Below are 18,537 nucleotides of genomic sequence, written 5' to 3'. Positions count from 1 at the left end.
CGTGTTCCGAGCTAAGGCTTAAATTATTTATCCATATGCACAACAGAGCGGATACTTTCACCTTTATGCATTAAATCAAAGGCATTGTTAATGTCACCAAGACCCATGGTGTGAGTGATAAACTCTTGAAGACCAAAGTCACCATTTAGGTATTGCTCTACAATACCTGGCAGCTCTGAACGACCTTTAACACCGCCAAATGCAGAGCCGCGCCATACACGACCTGTCACTAACTGGAATGGGCGCGTTGAAATTTCTTGTCCTGCACCAGCTACACCAATGATCACAGATTCGCCCCAACCCTTGTGACAGCACTCAAGTGCAGAACGCATCACGTTGACGTTGCCAATACATTCAAACGAGTAGTCAACACCGCCGTCAGTCATTTCAACAATCACTTCCTGAATAGGCTTATCGAAATTCTGAGGGTTTACCACGTCAGTTGCACCAAGCTGTTTTGCTAGGTCAAACTTACTTTCATTAATATCAATACCAATAATGCGGCCGGCGCCTGCCATGCGTGCACCAATAATGGCAGATAGACCGATACCACCTAACCCAAAGATAGCAACCGTGTCGCCTTCTTGTACTTTCGCCGTTTTAAGCACGGCGCCCATACCGGTTGTCACACCACAGCCAAGTAAGCATACTTCTTCTAACGGGGCCGTTTTGTTTACTTTCGCCAGCGATATTTCTGGTAAAACCGTGTACTCAGAAAACGTTGAGCAGCCCATGTAATGATAAATTGGCTCACCATCTTTTGAGAAGCGGCTTGTGCCGTCTGGCATTAAGCCTTTACCTTGTGTTTCACGCACCGCTTGGCAAAGGTTAGTTTTGCCTGATTTACAGAACTTACATTCGCCACATTCTGCGGTGTAAAGAGGAATAACGTGATCGCCAACTTCTACGCTGGTTACACCTTCACCGACCATTTCAACAATACCACCACCTTCGTGGCCTAGAATTGAAGGGAATACGCCTTCAGGATCATCACCGGATAGTGTAAATGCATCAGTGTGGCATACGCCAGTTGCAACGATGCGTACAAGTACCTCGCCTTTCTTAGGAAGCTCTACGTCAACTTCTTCCATCTTTAACGGCTCACCCGGGCCCCAAGCCACCGCAGCTTTTGACTTGATGTGAGTTTGACCTTCTTGCAACGAATCTTTAAACGATGTCATGTAATGACTCCTTAATCATAAATATTTGATGATGTTTTATAGGCCAAAGTATAGGAGACGGATTACTAATGATAAATACGGTTTGAGTAAATCACTATTTCATATTTGTAATAATTGATTTGGAAAAATAAAATGTACTTAAATAAATCAGCGCTGTGATGAACAACGCTAAACTAGCGAGTGGCGATAATGAAATATCTAGAAGGCATAGCCGAGTTTTGTGCCGTAGCTGACGTTGGCAATTTTACCGGGGCTGCAAATAAGCTCGATACGTCAGTTGCGCAGATAAGCCGTAAAGTCGCATCACTTGAAAAGCAGCTAGGCGTAAAATTATTACAGCGTACTACGCGAAGTGTTTCACTTACTGAAGCGGGTACGCAGTATTTTCAGCAGGCAATGCCCGCGTTAAAGGCGCTCGAAGATGCCCAGCTAGCTGTGAGCGCACTGCAAGCATCGCCGCTAGGGCTAATTAAACTTACCGCTCCCGTAGCGTTTGGCGAAGCCTTCATCGCGCCTTTGCTCAATACCTTTATGCAGAAGTACGCTGGCATTAGCGTGCAATGCACGTTCTCAAACGAAAAGCTCGATATTGTGGAGCTTGGTCTCGATCTCGCTATTCGTATTGGCAAATTAGAAGACTCGACACTTGTTGCTAAAAAGCTGGCTACACGTCATTTGTTTGTATGCGGTAGCAAAGACTATTTTTCTCAACACTCGATGCCAAAATCTCTACAAGAGCTTAAGGAACATACTTTGTTGGTAGGCTCCCAACCCAACTGGAGGTTCGTTGTAAATAAAGAAGTGCAAACGTTGCCAGTGCAAGGACGTGTGCGATACAACAGTGGCAACGCACTCTGTAGCGCTGCTTTGGCAGGATTGGGGCTTACCCAGCTACCTGGGTTTTATGTGCGTGAAGCATTGGCACGCGGCGAATTGATAGAGGTATTACCAGAATATAAAGACAAGCAAGAAGCTATTTGGGCAGTATTTCCTTCCAATAGAAATGTTGCGCCAAAGATTCGTTTACTGGTTGATTTCCTTGCCCAAAATATCATGGATGATCGCTAGGAAAACAAACAAAGTAAGCCTTGTGTGCCTTAATAAGCAATATTCCGTGTAGAGTGTTGCACTTTTTGCAATACAGTGTAGTGAAAACTGCGGTTGACATATAGACGTCTATACGGCAAATTGCTTGTATGAAAAAGATTCTACTTACTCGCACCACCATTATGTTAATTACCACCTTAAAAAGGGCGGTCGCTGACTAGTGCAAGTAAGCAAAAGACAACGAAAGCCCGCCTAACACAGAGCGGGCTTTTTTTTACACACGTTTTAGCATGCGTAACCTTAAGGAGCAGCATATGAAAGTCTTAAAGTTTGGGGGTTCTTCTCTAGCCGATGCACCGCGATACATGCGCGTTATGGAAATTAGCACGGCAACCCACCAAACCGACGGTGCTGCGGTTGTACTCTCTGCCCCAAAGGGGGTAACGAACGCGCTTTCACTACTATGTGAACAAGCAGCCGCGGGTGAAGATTTCCAGCCGTTATTCAATAAGTTGAACGACACGGTTACCGGCATCGCCAACAACCTAAACGAAGAACTCGACGGGTTTGCACATGCAAGCGTGGTAGAATTCATTAATAGTCATCTTTCCGTATTAAAACAGCACCTTGAAGGTATTAAGCTGCTTGGTGTTGCACCTGATAATGTCGCTGCCGGTATTCTAAGTATTGGTGAGTACATCTCGGTGACGCTTTTTAGCGCTATGCTATCTGCCAAAGGTATCGCTAATCGCGTTATTGACCCGGTTAAGTATGTGCTGGCCGAAGGCGATTACCTAGACAGCATTGCCGATGTGTCGCTTAGTAAAGCGCGCTTTTCAGATGTGCCTACTGACGGCAGTGAATTTCTGGTCATGCCGGGGTTTGTTGCTGCTAACGAAGCGGGCGAGAAAGTCACGCTTGGGCGTAACGGCTCAGACTATTCAGCGGCCATTTTAGCGGCGTGTATAGACGCAAATTGCTGTGAAATTTGGACAGACGTAGATGGTGTTTATAACGCTGACCCGAACCAAGTTGAAGGGGCAGTGCTGTTAGACAAGCTTACCTATCAAGAAGCGATGGAGCTGTCTTATTTCGGTGCCAAGGTACTTCATCCGAAAACTATCGGTCCTATTGCCCAACACCACATCCCTTGTTTGATCAGAAACACACTAAACCCAGCTGCGCCAGGTACGCTAATCAGCAATGAAAAAAGCGAGGTGTGGACGTCAGTTAAAGGTATTTCACAGCTTGATAACGTCACTATGTTTAACGTTGCAGGCCCTGGCCTTAAAGGCATGGTAGGTATGGCAAGCCGTGTGTTTGAGGTGATGTCGAACGCCAATATTTCAATAAGCCTTATTACCCAGTCTTCTTCAGAATACTCAATCAGTTTCTGTATCCAAAGCAAAGACGCCAGCCGAGCGTTAACGCTTCTTGAAGATGCGTTCGCGCTAGAGCTTCAAAATCAATTGCTAGATCCTATTGAAGTGCGTCATGACCTAGCCATTGTTACTTTGGTTGGTGACGGTATGCGTCAAACCAAAGGGTTGGCTGCGCGTTTCTTTAACTCGCTTGCCCAAGCGCGCGTAAACAACGTAGCCATTGCTCAAGGCTCTTCAGAGCGCTCTATTTCAACGGTAATTGAAAGCAAGCGTGCTAAGAAAGCAGTAAAAGTCATTCACCAGAATTTTTTCTCTGACCGCCATACCATCGACGTATTCCTAGTAGGGTGTGGCAATGTGGGAACCGAACTGCTAGGTCAAATTGAAAAACAACAGCCGGCTTTGCTAAAACGCAATGTACAGCTGAGAGTTTATGGCATTGCAAATAGCAGGAAACTGCTGTTAAACAGTCAAGGGATTGATTTAAGCGGTGACTGGAAAGCGGCACTTGAATCGGCAAGCGAAGGATTAAGCGTAGAACGCCTGCATCAGTTCGCTAATGACAATAGTCTGGTAAACCCGGTGATTGTTGACTGTACTAGTCACGAAGCAATTGCAGAGCAATATGTAGATATGATGGAAAGCGGTTTTCACGTAGTAACGCCAAATAAAAAGGCGAATACGAGCGCTATGTCTTACTACCGAAAGCTTCGCAAGACCGCGCAATCGACCAATCGTCAGTACCTTTACGAAACCACTGTCGGCGCAGGGCTACCGGTTATTGATAACTTGCAAAAGCTATTCAGCGCCGGCGACACCTTACACCGCTTTGAAGGAATTCTATCGGGCAGTTTGTCTTATGTATTTGGCAAACTTGAAGAGGGCATGAGCCTGTCGCAAGCGACACAAACAGCCAAAGACAACGGCTTCACAGAGCCTGATCCGCGCGATGACTTAAGCGGCATGGACGTAGCGCGCAAGCTGCTTATCATGGCTCGTGAAGCTGATTTAGCGTTAGAACTATCTGACATTGAAATTGAGTCTGTACTGCCAGAAGGCTTTGCTGAAGACTGTTCAATTGACGAGTTTATGCAGCAGCTGCCAGAGTTAGATGCGTCGTTTGGTGAAAAGGTTGAAGCGGCTAAAGCAGAAGGTAAAGTACTTCGTTATATCGGCAGCATTGAAGACGGAAAATGCAAAGTAAGCATTCAGGCTGTACCGGCAAGTAACCCTCTTTCACAGGTAAAAGACGGTGAAAACGCGCTGGCGATTAACAGTGACTACTATAGCCCAATCCCTTATGTAATTAGAGGATATGGAGCAGGTGGTACGGTAACAGCAGCAGGGGTGTTTGCTGACATTCTGCGTACTATGCCGTGGAAGCAAATGGCGCACTAAGGGCTAAATAACGCTTAGCTTGCTTAGCGTAGATAGGCGGCTAAAGTAAGATATTCGAAGGTGTGACTTAGGCCAGTAATGTTGTGGCATCGATTTAAAGCGCTAATTTATTGAGCTAATTTGAAGCGCTAATATAAAGAGCACGCCACAAGCGAAGTAAGAGTAATAATATGAAAGCATTCACGGCCTTCGCGCCGGCATCAATAGGAAATGTGAGCTTAGGCTTTGACGTACTGGGCGCAGCGCTTGCGCCTGTTGATGGCACTAAGCTAGGTGATGAAGTTGAAATAAAGGCGGCTGAGTCATTTTCATTAGAAACGGTGGGGCGCTTCGCTCACAAACTCCCGGGCGATGCAGACAGTAATATTGTAACTAAGTGCTATCACTATTTCTGTGAGCAAATGGAAAAGGCTGGAAAAACAACCTCTCCTGTTGCGCTTACGCTTCATAAAAACCTTCCAATAGGCAGCGGGTTGGGTTCAAGCGCAAGCTCTATTGTGGCAGCGTTTGCAGCGTTAAATGCTTACTTCGACACCCCGTTCGATGAAGATACTCTGCTTATAATGATGGGCGAATTAGAAGGCCAAATAAGCGGTAGTATTCACTATGATAATGTTGCTCCCTGTTACTTAGGTGGTATGACGTTAATGACAGGTAGCGATGCGCCTGTCACGCTGTCGTTGCCGTTAAACGACGAATGGTACTATGCAGTCTGTTATTCAGGCATTAGCGTATCAACGGCGGCGGCTCGCGATATCTTACCTAAACAGGTGGAAATGGCGACGGCACTAACCTTTGGTCGACAGCTAGGTGTGTTTGTACACGCCTTACATGTAGGTAACTTTGATTTGGCAGCATCGGTAATGAACGATGTCATAGCCGAACCTTACAGAAAATCGCTACTGCCTGGCTTTGATGACGCTCGTGCGTTTAGTGAGCAAGCGGGTGCGCTCGCTTTTGGTATTTCTGGCTCGGGACCTACGGTTTTTGCCGTGTGTCCAAGTAAAGCGCAGGCGGAAAAAGTCGCCGCCTATTTAACAGAGAACTACATTCAAAATGAAGATGGCTTTAGCCATGTGTGCCAAATACCAAGCCAAGGCACCATTGTTTCTTAAGGTACATAGCTTTTTAAGGTATATGGTTTCTTAAAGGCAAATGATTTCCTAAAAGCACAATTATTTTTTAAAAGATTAAAAGGGCAGAGTACTTGCCCACATAAAAAGGTAACAGCAAGTGGAATTGGTAAATTTAAAAGATTCATCGGACACAGCAAATTTTGCTGAAGCCGTTAAGCGGGGCTTAGGTAAAAACCAAGGGCTTTATTTTCCAGAGCATATTCCTACCCTAGACAATATTGACGAATTGTTGGAAAAGCCATTTGTAGAGCGCAGTATTGAAGTACTTCGCGCCCTTATCGGCGATGAGCTGAATAATGGCGAGCTAGAAGAAATTGTTCAGACCGCATTTGCTTTTGGTGCACCAGTTGAGCAGGTCAACGATAACGTATACTGCTTAGAGCTTTTCCATGGCCCAACGCTGGCGTTTAAAGATTTTGGCGGCCGCTTTATGGCGCAAACCCTGTCGCGTATTAGCGAAGGGAAGCCAGTTACCATTCTAACAGCGACTTCAGGTGATACCGGCGCAGCGGTTGCACATGCATTTCACGGCATTGACAATATCAACGTGGTTATTTTGTTTCCAAAGGGCAAGATTAGCGCGCTGCAGGAAAAGCTATTCACTACGCTAGGCGGTAATATTCATACCGTTGCTGTTGAGTCAGACTTTGACGCATGCCAATCACTAGTAAAAACCGCGTTTGACGACCCTGACGTACGTGAAGGCCTTCACCTGAACTCAGCAAACTCAATCAACATCAGCCGTTTACTAGCGCAGGTTTGCTATTACTTTGAAGCAGTAAGTCAGTTGCCAAAAGAGAAACGAGACCAACTCGTTATTTCAGTACCTAGTGGTAACTTTGGTAACCTTACGGCTGGCATGATTGCTAAATCGTTAGGTTTACCTATAAAGCGTTTTATCGCAGCAACTAACTTAAACGACACGGTACCTCGATACCTTAAAACCGGCGAGTGGGAACCTAAGGCGACGGTTGCGACCATGTCTAACGCAATGGATGTGAGTCAGCCTAATAACTGGCCGCGAATAGAGGCGCTTATTGAGCGTGGCTATATCGACAAAGCGTGTCTTAAAGGTGAGATGGTTGACGAAGAATATACGCAGCTTGCTATGCGTCAATTAGCGCAACAAGGCTATACCAGCGAGCCACATGCCGCGATTGCCTATCGCGCAGTAAGTCATGACTTAGAAGACGGCGAAATTGGTTTGTTCTTAGGAACAGCGCACCCGGCTAAGTTCAGAGAAACCGTTGAAAACGTGCTAGGTAATCCAATCAGCTTACCGAAAGCGTTGGCCGATGTAGCAGGCGAAGACAGCTTAGCGGTAGACTTGCCAGCGTCTTACGAGGCACTTAAGCAGCATATGATGGATTTGCTTAAGTAATGACACCCTCGGCTACAACATGGCAAAGCGCGCTTGGTGATGAAAAGCAAAAAGACTATTTTGTTACGTTGCTTGAGCGCGTGAAGCACGCTCGTGAAGCGGGAAGCGTTATCTACCCGCCTCTGTCTGACGTATTCAATGCGCTTAAATACACGCCGCTAGACGAAGTAAAAGTCGTGATCTTAGGTCAAGATCCGTACCACGGTCCTAATCAAGCCCATGGACTTTGTTTTTCAGTAAAAGCTGGCGTTAAAACACCGCCATCGCTTAAAAATATGTACAAAGAGCTGTTGTCTGACATTGATGGTTTCACCGAGCCTAATCACGGCACGCTGACGTCGTGGGCGGAGCAGGGCGTATTGCTACTTAATACTGTATTGACCGTTGAGCAGGGCAAAGCACATAGCCACGCGAAATGGGGATGGGAAACCTTCACCGATAAGGTTATCGATGTGGTCAATGAGCACTGCCAAAACGTTGTGTTTCTTCTGTGGGGAAGCCATGCGCAAAAGAAAGGTAAGCACATTAACCGTGAAAAACACCACGTTTTACATGCGCCTCATCCGTCGCCACTCTCAGCACACAGAGGCTTTTTAGGTTGCAAACACTTCAGCCAAACAAACGAATACCTTATTGCTAAGGGCAAAGAACCCATTAATTGGCAGGTATAGTACTGGCACAAATAGCAGCTAGCCACACAGCAAGTGTGATTGCCCCATTCAGCGCCCTATCAATAGCTAGCTCACTAGATAAATGCCTAAATAGCTATGAGACATGTTATGCGGTCTGGCCGCAATTAGGCACAGAGCATATTCCTTAGCTAATACGCTATTACATAGAGCCAGCGAAGAGACACCATGCTTGCAAGTGAAGCATTTACAGCACGCTAGAAAGTAAAAAGGCCGCCTGTGTAACAGGCGGCCTTCGTTTTATCTTTCCAGTGTCTCTAGCTCGTACTCGAAACCACAGTCGAGTTCGGCCAGTTCTTTTTCTAATTTGTAGCGATCTTGTAGCGCTTCGATTTCTCTCCACTTACGTTTTTTGCTTTTGGTTTTTGCTGGGCTTGCTTCGATGTCTAACATGGCAAATAGATCTGATTTATCCACTGGGATCTCCTTTTTATACCACTACAACTAATACAGAGTTTTTGTTTTTAATTCCCTCTGTACAATTTTGTATCACAGCCGCCACTAAAATAAAATAGTTTAATTTACCTTTTATTAACAAATTGTGACGATATGATGACAACGGTAAGGAAATGTCCAGTGTGTTTAAAGCGTGAACAATAACTGTATGTAATTGATCCTATTTGTTTTGTTAGTAATCAATTGTACAGTGTTACGGATATCAAAAATGTCTGTCGTATTGTTGATGAAAACCGCAACAAAAAACGGCTAGCTTCCGAAAAAGCTAGCCGTTCAGTTTGTTATTTGCACCAATTGGGTGATTTTAAATCACCTCGCATTCCTTATTTTGGTGCATTCGCTGCTCTGAATTTGGCAATCAATTGTTGTGTTGAAGCGTCGAAATTATCTTTGTCTGCCTCACCTTGAATGCCTGCAAGTACTTGGTTTCCTAGTACTTTACCTAACTCAACGCCCCATTGGTCGAATGAGTTAAGGTTCCAGATAACACCCTGAACGAATACCTTATGTTCATACATTGCAACCAGCGCGCCAAGTGTTTTAGGCGTAAGGCTATCAAACAAGAAAGTATTGCTAGGCTTGTTGCCAGGCATGGTTTTATGAGCGGCCAAGCGTTTGCGTTCAGCGTCGTCTAGGCCTTTACCGTCAAGGTCTGCATAACACTCTTCAAAGGTTTTACCCTGCATTAGTGCCTGGGTTTGACCAAAACAGTTAGACGCAAGCATAGCGTGATGCGTGTCGTCCTGGTTAGGAACGTTAAGTGGCAACATGAAGTCTGCTGGGATAACGCCAGAACCTTGGTGAATAAGCTGATGGAAGCTATGCTGGCCGTTTGTACCTTCACTGCCCCAAATAATTGGGCCAGTAGGGTAATCTACGTGCTCACCTTCTTGCGTCACTTCTTTACCATTACTTTCCATATCTAACTGCTGTACGTAAGCTGGTAAGCCGCGAAGATAGTGATAGTAAGGTAATAAAACGTGTGATTGCGCGTCGAAGAAGTTTCTGTACCACACACCTAACAGTGCAAGTAGAACAGGCATGTTTTCTTCTAGCGGTGCGGTTGTGAAATGGGTGTCCATGTCAAACGCACCTTCAAGTAAGCCTTTGAAGTTTTCAAACCCAAGGGCTAGCGAGATAGGCAGGCCAATGGCAGACCACAGTGAGTAACGACCGCCAACCCAATCCCACATAGGGAAAATATTGTCGGCGCTAATACCAAACTCGGTGGCTGCTTTAACGTTTGAAGACACGGCTACAAAGTGTTTAGCAATATCTTCTTGTGTACCGCCAGACTTTAAGAACCAGTCTTTAGCTGTAAGTGTATTTTGAAGCGTCTCTTGGGTAGAGAACGACTTTGATGACATGACCACCAAAGTTTCTTCAAAATCTACGCCAGATAGCACATCGTGAATGTGGCAACCGTCAACATTGGCAACAAAGTGAACCTTCACAGCATCGACTGTATGCGGCTTAAGTGCCTCGGTCATAATCTTAGGACCAAGGAACGAACCACCAATACCAATTGCCACAATGTGCTTGATAGGCTTGCCGGTATAACCTTTGTGTTCACCGCTGTGAACCGATGCAGTAAACGCTTCAATTTTTGCAAGCGTAGCATGCACTTCAGGCATTACGTCTTCGCCATCTACCAGTACTTTACGGTCTGAGAAATTACGAAGTGCGGTGTGAAGCACAGCGCGACCTTCTGTTGAGTTAATCTGCTCACCAGAAAACATCGCGTCGCGAAGGGCTTCTAGTTTGCATGCTCGAGCAAGGTCAAAAAGCCCTTTAAGCGCCTCGTCGTTTACACGGTTTTTGGAGTAATCAAGAAAAATGCCGCATGCTTCAAGCTGCATTTTATCCGCGCGATTTGCATCTTGTGCAAACCAGTCGCGCATATGCGAATCTTTTACCGCTGAAGCAAGTTCAGACAGTTTTTTCCATTCGGGAAGAGAAGTTAAAGCACTCATGGTTTCTATGGCCCTTACGCGCTTAGCTTTTCGCGAAGCATGGTTTCAAGTTTTTCCTGATCTGCGGCGAAGTTGCGGATGCCTTCAGATAGCTTTTCGGTTGCCATTGCATCTTCGTTCATTGCCCAGCGGAATTCGCTTTCTGTTAAGCGGTCACCTGGTGTTTTTGTAGCGCCATTGTCTTTAAGTTTAACCTCTAGATCGCCAGGCTCGTTTGCCAGTTCTTCTAGCAGTGCTGGGCTAATGGTTAGACGATCACAACCTGCCAACGCTTGAATTTCACCAATGTTACGGAAGCTTGCGCCCATCACTACGGTATTGTAGCCGTGGTCTTTGTAGTAGTTATAAATTTTAGTTACAGATACTACGCCTGGATCTTCATCTGGTGCGTAAGACTCAGTACCGGTCGCTTTTTTGTACCAGTCTAAAATGCGCCCTACGAATGGAGAGATAAGATAAACACCGGCCTCTGCACAAGCTTGTGCTTGGGCGAAGCTAAATAGAAGCGTTAAGTTACACTGAATGCCTTTCTTCTCTAGCTCTTCTGCTGCCTGAATACCTTCCCAAGTAGAGGCAATTTTAATAAGAATGCGTGACTTATCGATACCCGCGTCTTCATATAGCTGAACCAAACGTTCCGCTTTTTCGATAGTAGCGGCAGTGTCGAACGATAGGCGTGCGTCTACTTCGGTTGAGATTCGGCCTGGAATCGTTGCAGAGATTTCTTTACCAATGGCTACCGCTAGTTTGTCTGCGGCATCAGTAAGCTGCTGGTCGGCGTCGTTTGACTGAAGTTTTGCCCATGCAACAGCATCATCAATTAGGCTTGCATATTGAGGAAGACCAGCCGCTTTTAAAAGTAGCGACGGGTTAGTTGTGGCATCGACTGGTTGATACTTTTTAATGGCATCGATGTCGCCCGTGTCGGCAACAACGGTAGTGATATCACGTAATGAAGCTAACTGATTGCTCATAATTCTCTCTGTTCTTTATCAAAATAAATTTGGACAACTCGCTGGAAAAGCCAGTTGAATAAAACGGTTCGCTTGCGCGTGTGTAGGGTTTCGCGCTTGCGTTCTTTTTTACCAGTTCTTAGTTCTTTAATAAGTACTGGTACATGCAGCGCTTTGGCAATTGAGGTACGTTCACGGAGGGTGTATCTCAATTATTGTTTGAATAATTATTTGTAACGCTATTTATATCAAACCCGTGTGACAATTCATACATTGAATAGCGACAAAATGGCTAATCGGATTTCTCTGTTAAGCCAATTTACGTCTTTCTTATGCCATTTTGCTTTTTGGAGCGTATCAGGTGGTACAATACCAGTGTAATACCATTCCGCATAGATCATTACCCACTCAGCGAGAGTTAAAATGCTCGTAATCGCGGCGTGTCACCGCAGGTATAGTCCCTTCGGGAAGGTCTGGCAAGCTTCCTAGCTTCATTCTGGGAATTTGAAAGGGAACAGCCATTCCTGCATTCCCACGCTTTGCTAGGAAACTTGCCAGAGCCTTCTGAGTCGGCAATGATCTATGCGGATTGGTATTAAACCTAAGGAGTCGAAATGTTAGTTGTAGTATCCCCAGCAAAAAATTTAGATTTTGAAAGCGAAATTCCTGTGAGCCAGTTCACTCAGCCTGCCATGCTTGAAGACACTGAACGTTTGATGGAAGTTTGCCGCACCTTATCGCCTGCTGACTTATCATCGCTGATGAAGATAAGCGACAAGTTAGCAACGTTGAACGCCAACCGTTTTGCTGAGTTTTCTACGCCGTTTTCGCCCGATAATGCACGCCAAGCAATGTATGCGTTTAATGGTGATGTGTACACTGGGTTAGATGCTTACTCGCTTGATAGCGGAACGGTCGAATATGCGCAAAAACATCTTCGAATTCTGTCTGGCCTATACGGATTGCTTCGTCCTCTAGACTTAATGCAGGCCTATCGTTTAGAAATGGGCACTAAATTAGCAAACCCTGAAGGTAAAGACCTGTATGCGTTTTGGGATGATCGCATTACTCATATGCTAAATAAGGCATTAGAAGAACAGGGTGAAAATGTGTTGATCAACCTTGCTTCAAATGAGTACTTTAAAGCAGTGAAGAAAAAATCTTTAGATGGCATGATCATTACGCCAACATTTAAAGACTGCAAGAATGGTCAGTATAAAATTATCAGTTTCTTCGCGAAGAAAGCCCGTGGTTTAATGGCGCGTTATATTCTTGAAAACCGTGTAGAAGACGTAGAAGGTCTGAAAAACTTCGACGTAGATGGCTATGTGTTTAGCGAAGAACAAAGTTCATCAACGGAACTTGTGTTTCTGCGTAACCAGGAAAGTTAATAACACCCGTTCATCCATAATCACCTTAAAAGTAGGACATAAATTTGAGCATATTAGTTCGCAATTTACCTAAAACATTTACTCAGGAGAATCTTGAAGACTTGTTTTTCGAGTTTGGCACCATAGCGTCGTGCGACTTGGTGATGGATGAGGCTTCTGGATTATCGAAAGGCTTTGGTTTCGTAGAAATGAGCACGCAAGAAGAAACCGATAAAGCCATTGAAAAACTTAACGCCAAAGTTATCGACGGTAAGAAAATTCGTGTTAAGTGGTCAAATCAAGAGAAGAAGCAGGCTGAAGCGATAGCTAGTGCGCCAGCGCCCAAAAGAGACATTCCCGAAGATGTGTGGGGAAGTGCTTCTCGCAATAGCTCTGAGCGTGAAAACGACGCCGAGTAATACCGAGGGAATACAACTAACAAGCGCTGACAACGAAGGTTGTCAGCGCTAAACCTTCATTTAACCAGATACGGTTGCTGTTTGTACTTGAGTATTGCGAGCAGTCATAACTATGGCCAGCCACACCAGTACACCACCACCGGCAAGCGCTAGGCCTACCCAACCCGTTGATGTATAGCCATAACCCGCTGACAGTGTCATTCCTGCTAACCAAGGGCCAAGCGCATTAGCGGTGTTAAAAGCCGCATGGTTCATGGCGCCGGCTAAAGTCTGAGCCTCGCCAGCGACGTCCATAAGCCTTGTTTGCAGCGGCACCACCATGCCACCACCGATACCAATGAAAAACAGTGATGCTGCCATTAAGTATGGATTCCCCATCGACGCAGCGTAAGCTGCAGCTGATAGGCCCAGTAAAACCTGAAACGTAATCGCTGACGTCAGTAGCCTGCCTTCAGAATAGCGGCCTGCAATAATATTGCCCAAGGTTACGCCTATGCCATAGATAAGCAATGTGGCCGAGATTCCCCACTCAGGTGAAGAGGTTGTATTGAGGTAAGAGGCACTGAAGTAAGAGTACACGGAGAACATGCCACCAAAGCCAATAGCGCCCATGAGTAATACCAGCAGCACGTCTTTGTTTTTCAGAGCTTTAAGCTCGGTTAGCGGTTTGGCATCTGGATTAGGGCCGCGGTACGGTGCGGTTTTCCAAACCATTAATGCAGTAACTAACGCAAAGGCTGAAATAATAAAGAAGCCAGTTCGCCATCCGAACATTTGCCCAATACCGCTAATTGACGGCACACCAATAATATTGGCAATAGCCAAGCCTAAAATGACGTTACTGACCGCTTGCGCCCGTTTATTCTTACCGGCAATGTCTGCAGCAAAGAGCATGGCAATGCCGAAGTAAGCGCCATGAGGTAGGCCAGCAATAAAGCGCGCTATGTTCATTGTCCATTCTGACCACGCTAGTGCTGTTAGCAAGTTTCCGCCAGCATAAAATACCATCATTGAAATAAGCATGGTGCGTCTTGCAAGCCTGGAAAAAAAGATAGTGATAAGCGGCGCGCCCACTACAACACCAATGGCATAAGCACTAATTGCGTGACCGGCGACATTTTCAGTAATGCCAAAATCTTCTGCAAAGTAAGGTAATAAACCCATTGCCGCAAATTCACTGCAACCAATCACAAAGGTTCCGAAAGCCAGCCAAAAGGTTATAGTGGCCAGTGAGTATTCACCCAACGCTGAGGGCTGCTCTGAAGATGCCTGCTTTGAAGAGGCTTGGTCAGAAAGAATCTTGTCAGTTTGATTCGTCATAAACGTCCTTTTGTTCAATGAGTTCAATCACGTACTTAGTGGCTGTTTTAGCGAGGGGCTGTTGAGCTTTGCTGTGCATTCTTACAATGTCTGTGTGTCATCAAAGATAAAAGACACTCAGCAGACTAGCGCTTTGATGAAACGCAAAAACCGGCTCAACGGAGTGTTTGCCGGTTCTCTTCGAATAGTCGCCCTTATCATCGATAATATTTAGCAATGATCAACAGCCCACAGGTTCGTGCTTTTCGTATTCGTTTAATGCAAGAGATCGTAGCATCGCTCAGATAGCAAGTAACGGTAACTGATAAGGTTTCTTAATCAATTCAGCGATTTAAATGTAGTGCTTTTGTTAATAAATCACGTCGGACCTTTTGCGTTAGAAAGTCGAATGGGCGTTTAAGAAAATCGAAGGTGACTGTTTTCTGTGCACAAATATTGGTTACCTTTTAGTTCATCACTTTGTCATCTTTTAACATTTGTCACGTATTCCAGTCGTGGCGTGAGCACAACGCCGTATCTATGCCTCCATTGAAAACAAACTTCTTGACTTTGAGGTGTTCTATATATAGAACGTTCTTTAAATGGAACAACATTAAATTGGTAAGGTGTGAATCAATCAACGCTCAACATCCTCGGAAGGCATTTGCAGAAACTCAGGCAAGACAAAGGTGTCTCGCTGTCGCAATTGGCAGCAGGGGCAGGTATCGCTAAATCTAACCTTTCAAGATTGGAGCAGGGCAACGGCAACCCGACGCTAGACACCATTTGGCGGTTAGCTAAACAACTAGACGTTCCGTTCGGTCAGCTAGTTCAGCCTCTTAGCGCAAGCGTTGGAGAAAAGGGCGTAGAAGTTCGTTTAATTGAGCAAGGACAAGGTATCCCGAACGTTGATGCTTATTGGATGTCGGTTGCACCCAATACTTTTCGAGAGGCAGAAGCTCACGCCACAGGAACAGAAGAAACGATTACCGTTGTTAGCGGCTCTCTGGAAGCTGGGAATAGTGGAAATACTCAATGGCTGCATCCGGGTCAAAGTTTAGCATTTAACGCTGATTTGCCCCACGTATACAAAACGGGAGACGAGTGGGCGACATGTCTTATCACAATCGTTTATCACAAAGAGGCAAAGGAATGAGCCAACTTTCATCAAAAAGTGGACTTAAGCAAGGGGTTATTGACGGGTTACCTTTGTTAGGTGGCTATATTCCGGTAGCCATTTCATTTGGCGTGATCGCAGTTCAAGCCGGTTTTTCTATGCTGGAAGCCACGCTAATTTCCATATTCATTTACGCAGGCGCGTCGCAGTTTCTTTTGGTAGCCATGGTGGCATCAGGTGCGCCACTTTGGCTAGCGGTTTGTATGACGTTATTAGTTAATGTACGTCATGTGGTTTATGCGCCCAACTTGGTGCCTTATTTACCGCAAAGTAAAGCTTGGCCCTATTTAATGCACGGCCTTACTGACCAGATTTTTGCGCTAGCCCATACTCGCTTGCCGCTAATGGACGATGCTAAAAAGGTAGATTGGTTTAAAGGTGTATCGATGGTGGCGTGGCTTAGTTGGATCGTAGGGACAGCGCTTGGCGGTATCGCAGGGGACTCCCTTACCCAACAATGGCCAATATTAGACAGCGTGATGCCCTTTGCCTTACCTGCACTTTTCCTTGTGCTACTCGCGCCTAAATTCTCAAGTAAACTGTGGAGCGCTACCTTGCTCGTTACAATGACGGCGGCTCTCTTTTTGGCTCTCAGCGCCTTTAAAAACGCTGCAATTCCACTGGCAGCACTATGCGGTGCGATAACCTTTTATCTTCTCACCTCGCACGTTGAAAGGAAGCAATCTCATGCACGTTGATATTTGGATAGCTATTGTTGTAGCGGCCATCGGAACATATGCATTGCGCGTAGTACCGTTGCTGTGGACTCAGCGTCACTTTAATAAACACAAGGCCAATAACACTGAGGCGCGTTTACCTACGTGGCTAAGCGTGTTAGGGCCGTTAATGATTGCCGCTATGCTAGGAGCGTCACTTATTCCAAAAGCACCGTCAGCGGCGAGTTGGATTGCAACCGCAATAGGCACTGTTGTCACTGTGCTTGTTTGGCGCAAATTCAAAAGCTTAGGGCTGCCAGTGTTTTGCGGCGTGCTTTCTTTTGGTGTGGCTTTTGGTATCGCTTTGGTTTAGCGTTGGGCGTAGATGTTAAGTTGCTGGGCTAAGACTTATTCTTACCCAAGGCTTTCTCGCCCCAAATTTCTTCCAAGCGCTGGTCACGTCCACAGTTCCATCGGTAGAACTTATAGCGAACGGGACTTTTTTTATAAAAATCTTGATGGCCAATTTCGTCGCCTTTTATCGGATAAAAGGTAGAAGCATCGAGTATGGGCGTTACCACCTTTTTATTGGGAAATTGGGCTACCACGTCAGCTTTTGTTTTTTCTGCTATAGCACGTTCTTTATCGTTTGCTACAAAGATGGCGCTTAAGTAACTGGGTCCCTTATCACAAAACTGACCTCGGTCATCGAAAGGGTCAATGTTCACCCAAAAATGATCGAGAATATCATTATAAGAAAGCATATCGCCGTCGTAGGTGATCTTTACCGCCTCAAAGTGTCCCTTGTGATTGCCATTATAAGTCGGATTTGGCGCGCTTCCGCCAGTGAACCCCGACACCACATCAGTAACCCCGTCTAGCTTTTCAAAATCAGACTCCATGCACCAAAAGCAGCCCCCAGCTAGTATGGCCTCGTTGGCACTTGTTGATGGCGTAAAAACCGAAGCGCTCAACGCTGTGCTAATAAAAACTGCAGAAAGTGTTAATTTCATCATTCACCTTTTATGTGTTGGTTTGACGTTGTAGCGACCTTCGCGTTTAATTCGTCAGACCCCAGTTTGCGAAGATATACGGTTAACAAATAAAGAACGGTTTAAGCTGAAATTAATTTCATCGCGGTGCAGCGAGTTAATTCAATTTTTGTTTTACAAGCGTACATTTTTTCTAAGCGCACATTGCGAAGCTTGAGGCTTTGCGCGAAAGCATAGGTACTGAAAAAGACTAAAAGGATGTAAGTAAAATTTTCATCTCACTCTGTAGTCTTCTTTCAAAGAGGAAACTGTCTCTGATTCCACCATTTACAAGATGAGGCTGTAAAGCCGCTATGACAAGGGATAGAGCGATTTCTTATGATCGGCAGAGCACTTGCATCTTATCCAACTACATGAAAATCAGTTTAGTTAAAATGAAAGGAAAGATGATATGTCGATAGTCAAATCAGGTAGTGCAGTTTACAAACCGCTAGGTAAAAAGGGAAAGGGGAGCATTTCTACACAAACCGGTGCTTTATCGAACCAGCCTTATGGTTTTAACACGCGGTTTGAAGATGGAAAGGGAACCAACCCCGAGGAATTAATTGGTGCGGCGCATGCGAGTTGCTTCACCATGGCACTTTCTTTTGCGCTTTCAGATGCGGGATACAATGACGGCGAGTTAAATACCACTGCAAAAATCAGTTTAGAGAAAAACGATGACGGCTTTGAAATAACTCAATCGGCACTAAGCTTAGATGCTGAGGTTGAAGGGATTACCGAAGATGAGTTTGAGAAAATTGCACAGGAAGCAAAAGAAAATTGCCCTGTATCTCAACTTCTTAATGCCAACATCACATTGGAATACCGATTGAATATTGAATAAGAGATAAAGGCTATTACTACCCTTATCGAAAGATAGGACTCGCTTTGTTAGACAACAGCAGGCAAGTTATTTTTATCAAGTGAAGCATAAAAAAGCGGCTTTTGAAGCCGCTTTTTTGTATAAAATGTTGATTGCATAACAT

Annotated in this window: 17 protein-coding genes; 11 read left to right on the top strand and 6 right to left on the bottom strand. The window is 45.3% G+C overall.

What is annotated here, in order from left to right; translation table 11 throughout:
* Window positions 1-23: 23 nt before the first annotated feature.
* Window positions 24-1,181: an S-(hydroxymethyl)glutathione dehydrogenase/class III alcohol dehydrogenase gene (locus MHN02_RS06925; RefSeq protein WP_014950490.1), complete on the bottom strand. Its 1,158-nt coding sequence runs from the start codon at window positions 1,179-1,181 to the stop codon at window positions 24-26.
* 189 nt (window positions 1,182-1,370) lie between these two features.
* Between MHN02_RS06925 and MHN02_RS06920 the strand changes: the two genes are divergently transcribed.
* The 5 genes from MHN02_RS06920 to ung all read left to right on the top strand — a co-directional run bounded on the left by MHN02_RS06920 (window position 1,371) and on the right by ung (window position 8,196).
* Window positions 1,371-2,249, top strand: a complete 879-nt coding sequence (locus MHN02_RS06920; protein WP_239245218.1) for a LysR substrate-binding domain-containing protein — start codon at window positions 1,371-1,373, stop codon at window positions 2,247-2,249.
* 293 nt (window positions 2,250-2,542) lie between these two features.
* Window positions 2,543-5,008, top strand: a complete 2,466-nt coding sequence (gene thrA / locus MHN02_RS06915) for a bifunctional aspartate kinase/homoserine dehydrogenase I (RefSeq protein ID WP_168462931.1) — start codon at window positions 2,543-2,545, stop codon at window positions 5,006-5,008.
* A gap of 170 nt (window positions 5,009-5,178) precedes the next feature.
* Window positions 5,179-6,123: a homoserine kinase gene (gene thrB / locus MHN02_RS06910; RefSeq protein ID WP_014950486.1), complete on the top strand. Its 945-nt coding sequence runs from the start codon at window positions 5,179-5,181 to the stop codon at window positions 6,121-6,123.
* Window positions 6,124-6,241: 118 nt separating this feature from the next.
* Window positions 6,242-7,525: a threonine synthase gene (thrC, locus tag MHN02_RS06905; protein WP_049586023.1), complete on the top strand. Its 1,284-nt coding sequence runs from the start codon at window positions 6,242-6,244 to the stop codon at window positions 7,523-7,525.
* Window positions 7,525-8,196, top strand: coding sequence for a uracil-DNA glycosylase (gene ung, locus MHN02_RS06900; RefSeq protein WP_049586024.1), 672 nt, complete (start codon window positions 7,525-7,527; stop codon window positions 8,194-8,196). The genes thrC and ung overlap by 1 nt, the downstream gene beginning before the upstream one ends.
* Before the next feature lie 258 nt (window positions 8,197-8,454).
* Here the strand turns inward: ung and MHN02_RS06895 are convergent, their stop codons facing one another.
* The 3 genes from MHN02_RS06895 to tal form a co-directional block, all read right to left on the bottom strand.
* Complete coding sequence (locus tag MHN02_RS06895) at window positions 8,455-8,631, bottom strand: DUF3545 family protein (protein WP_012519516.1); 177 nt, start codon at window positions 8,629-8,631, stop codon at window positions 8,455-8,457.
* A 362-nt stretch (window positions 8,632-8,993) separates the two neighbouring features.
* A complete protein-coding gene (gene pgi, locus MHN02_RS06890; protein WP_049586025.1) occupies window positions 8,994-10,643 on the bottom strand; it encodes a glucose-6-phosphate isomerase in 1,650 nt (549 codons plus the stop codon).
* 14 nt (window positions 10,644-10,657) lie between these two features.
* On the bottom strand, window positions 10,658-11,617 hold the full coding sequence (tal, locus tag MHN02_RS06885) for a transaldolase (protein WP_039226298.1): 960 nt from the start codon (window positions 11,615-11,617) through the stop codon (window positions 10,658-10,660).
* Between the two features lie 593 nt (window positions 11,618-12,210).
* Between tal and yaaA the strand changes: the two genes are divergently transcribed.
* Complete coding sequence (gene yaaA, locus MHN02_RS06880; protein ID WP_239245216.1) at window positions 12,211-12,987, top strand: peroxide stress protein YaaA; 777 nt, start codon at window positions 12,211-12,213, stop codon at window positions 12,985-12,987.
* A 44-nt stretch (window positions 12,988-13,031) separates the two neighbouring features.
* Window positions 13,032-13,385, top strand: a complete 354-nt coding sequence (locus tag MHN02_RS06875) for an RNA-binding protein (protein ID WP_101565627.1) — start codon at window positions 13,032-13,034, stop codon at window positions 13,383-13,385.
* 60 nt (window positions 13,386-13,445) lie between these two features.
* Here MHN02_RS06875 and MHN02_RS06870 read toward each other — a convergent pair whose 3' ends face one another.
* Window positions 13,446-14,705 carry an MFS transporter gene (locus MHN02_RS06870; protein WP_061095740.1) on the bottom strand — a complete coding sequence of 420 codons (1,260 nt, stop codon included), beginning with the start codon at window positions 14,703-14,705 and terminating at the stop codon, window positions 13,446-13,448.
* Window positions 14,706-15,348: 643 nt separating this feature from the next.
* On the opposite strand from MHN02_RS06870, the gene MHN02_RS06865 reads away from it, so the two are divergent.
* From MHN02_RS06865 to MHN02_RS06855, 3 genes are read left to right on the top strand one after another with little or no spacing between them, the layout of a single operon-like run.
* A complete protein-coding gene (locus MHN02_RS06865; protein WP_080589203.1) occupies window positions 15,349-15,840 on the top strand; it encodes a helix-turn-helix transcriptional regulator in 492 nt (163 codons plus the stop codon).
* Entirely contained in the window at window positions 15,837-16,559 is a 723-nt protein-coding gene (locus MHN02_RS06860; RefSeq protein WP_239245214.1) for an AzlC family ABC transporter permease, read from the top strand. The genes MHN02_RS06865 and MHN02_RS06860 overlap by 4 nt, the downstream gene beginning before the upstream one ends.
* Window positions 16,549-16,890: an AzlD domain-containing protein gene (locus MHN02_RS06855; protein ID WP_014950476.1), complete on the top strand. Its 342-nt coding sequence runs from the start codon at window positions 16,549-16,551 to the stop codon at window positions 16,888-16,890. Before MHN02_RS06860 ends, MHN02_RS06855 begins: the two co-directional genes overlap by 11 nt.
* A gap of 28 nt (window positions 16,891-16,918) precedes the next feature.
* On the opposite strand, the gene msrA is transcribed toward MHN02_RS06855, so the two are convergent.
* On the bottom strand, window positions 16,919-17,530 hold the full coding sequence (gene msrA / locus MHN02_RS06850; RefSeq protein WP_061486426.1) for a peptide-methionine (S)-S-oxide reductase MsrA: 612 nt from the start codon (window positions 17,528-17,530) through the stop codon (window positions 16,919-16,921).
* Between the two features lie 430 nt (window positions 17,531-17,960).
* On the opposite strand from msrA, the gene MHN02_RS06845 reads away from it, so the two are divergent.
* Window positions 17,961-18,395 carry an OsmC family protein gene (locus MHN02_RS06845; RefSeq protein ID WP_061486425.1) on the top strand — a complete coding sequence of 145 codons (435 nt, stop codon included), beginning with the start codon at window positions 17,961-17,963 and terminating at the stop codon, window positions 18,393-18,395.
* Window positions 18,396-18,537 lie beyond the last annotated feature (142 nt).

The sequence above is a fragment of the Alteromonas sp. CNT1-28 genome, from assembly GCF_022348345.1.
Classification (GTDB): domain Bacteria; phylum Pseudomonadota; class Gammaproteobacteria; order Enterobacterales; family Alteromonadaceae; genus Alteromonas; species Alteromonas macleodii.
This window is presented reverse-complemented; position numbering and strand designations above follow the sequence as displayed.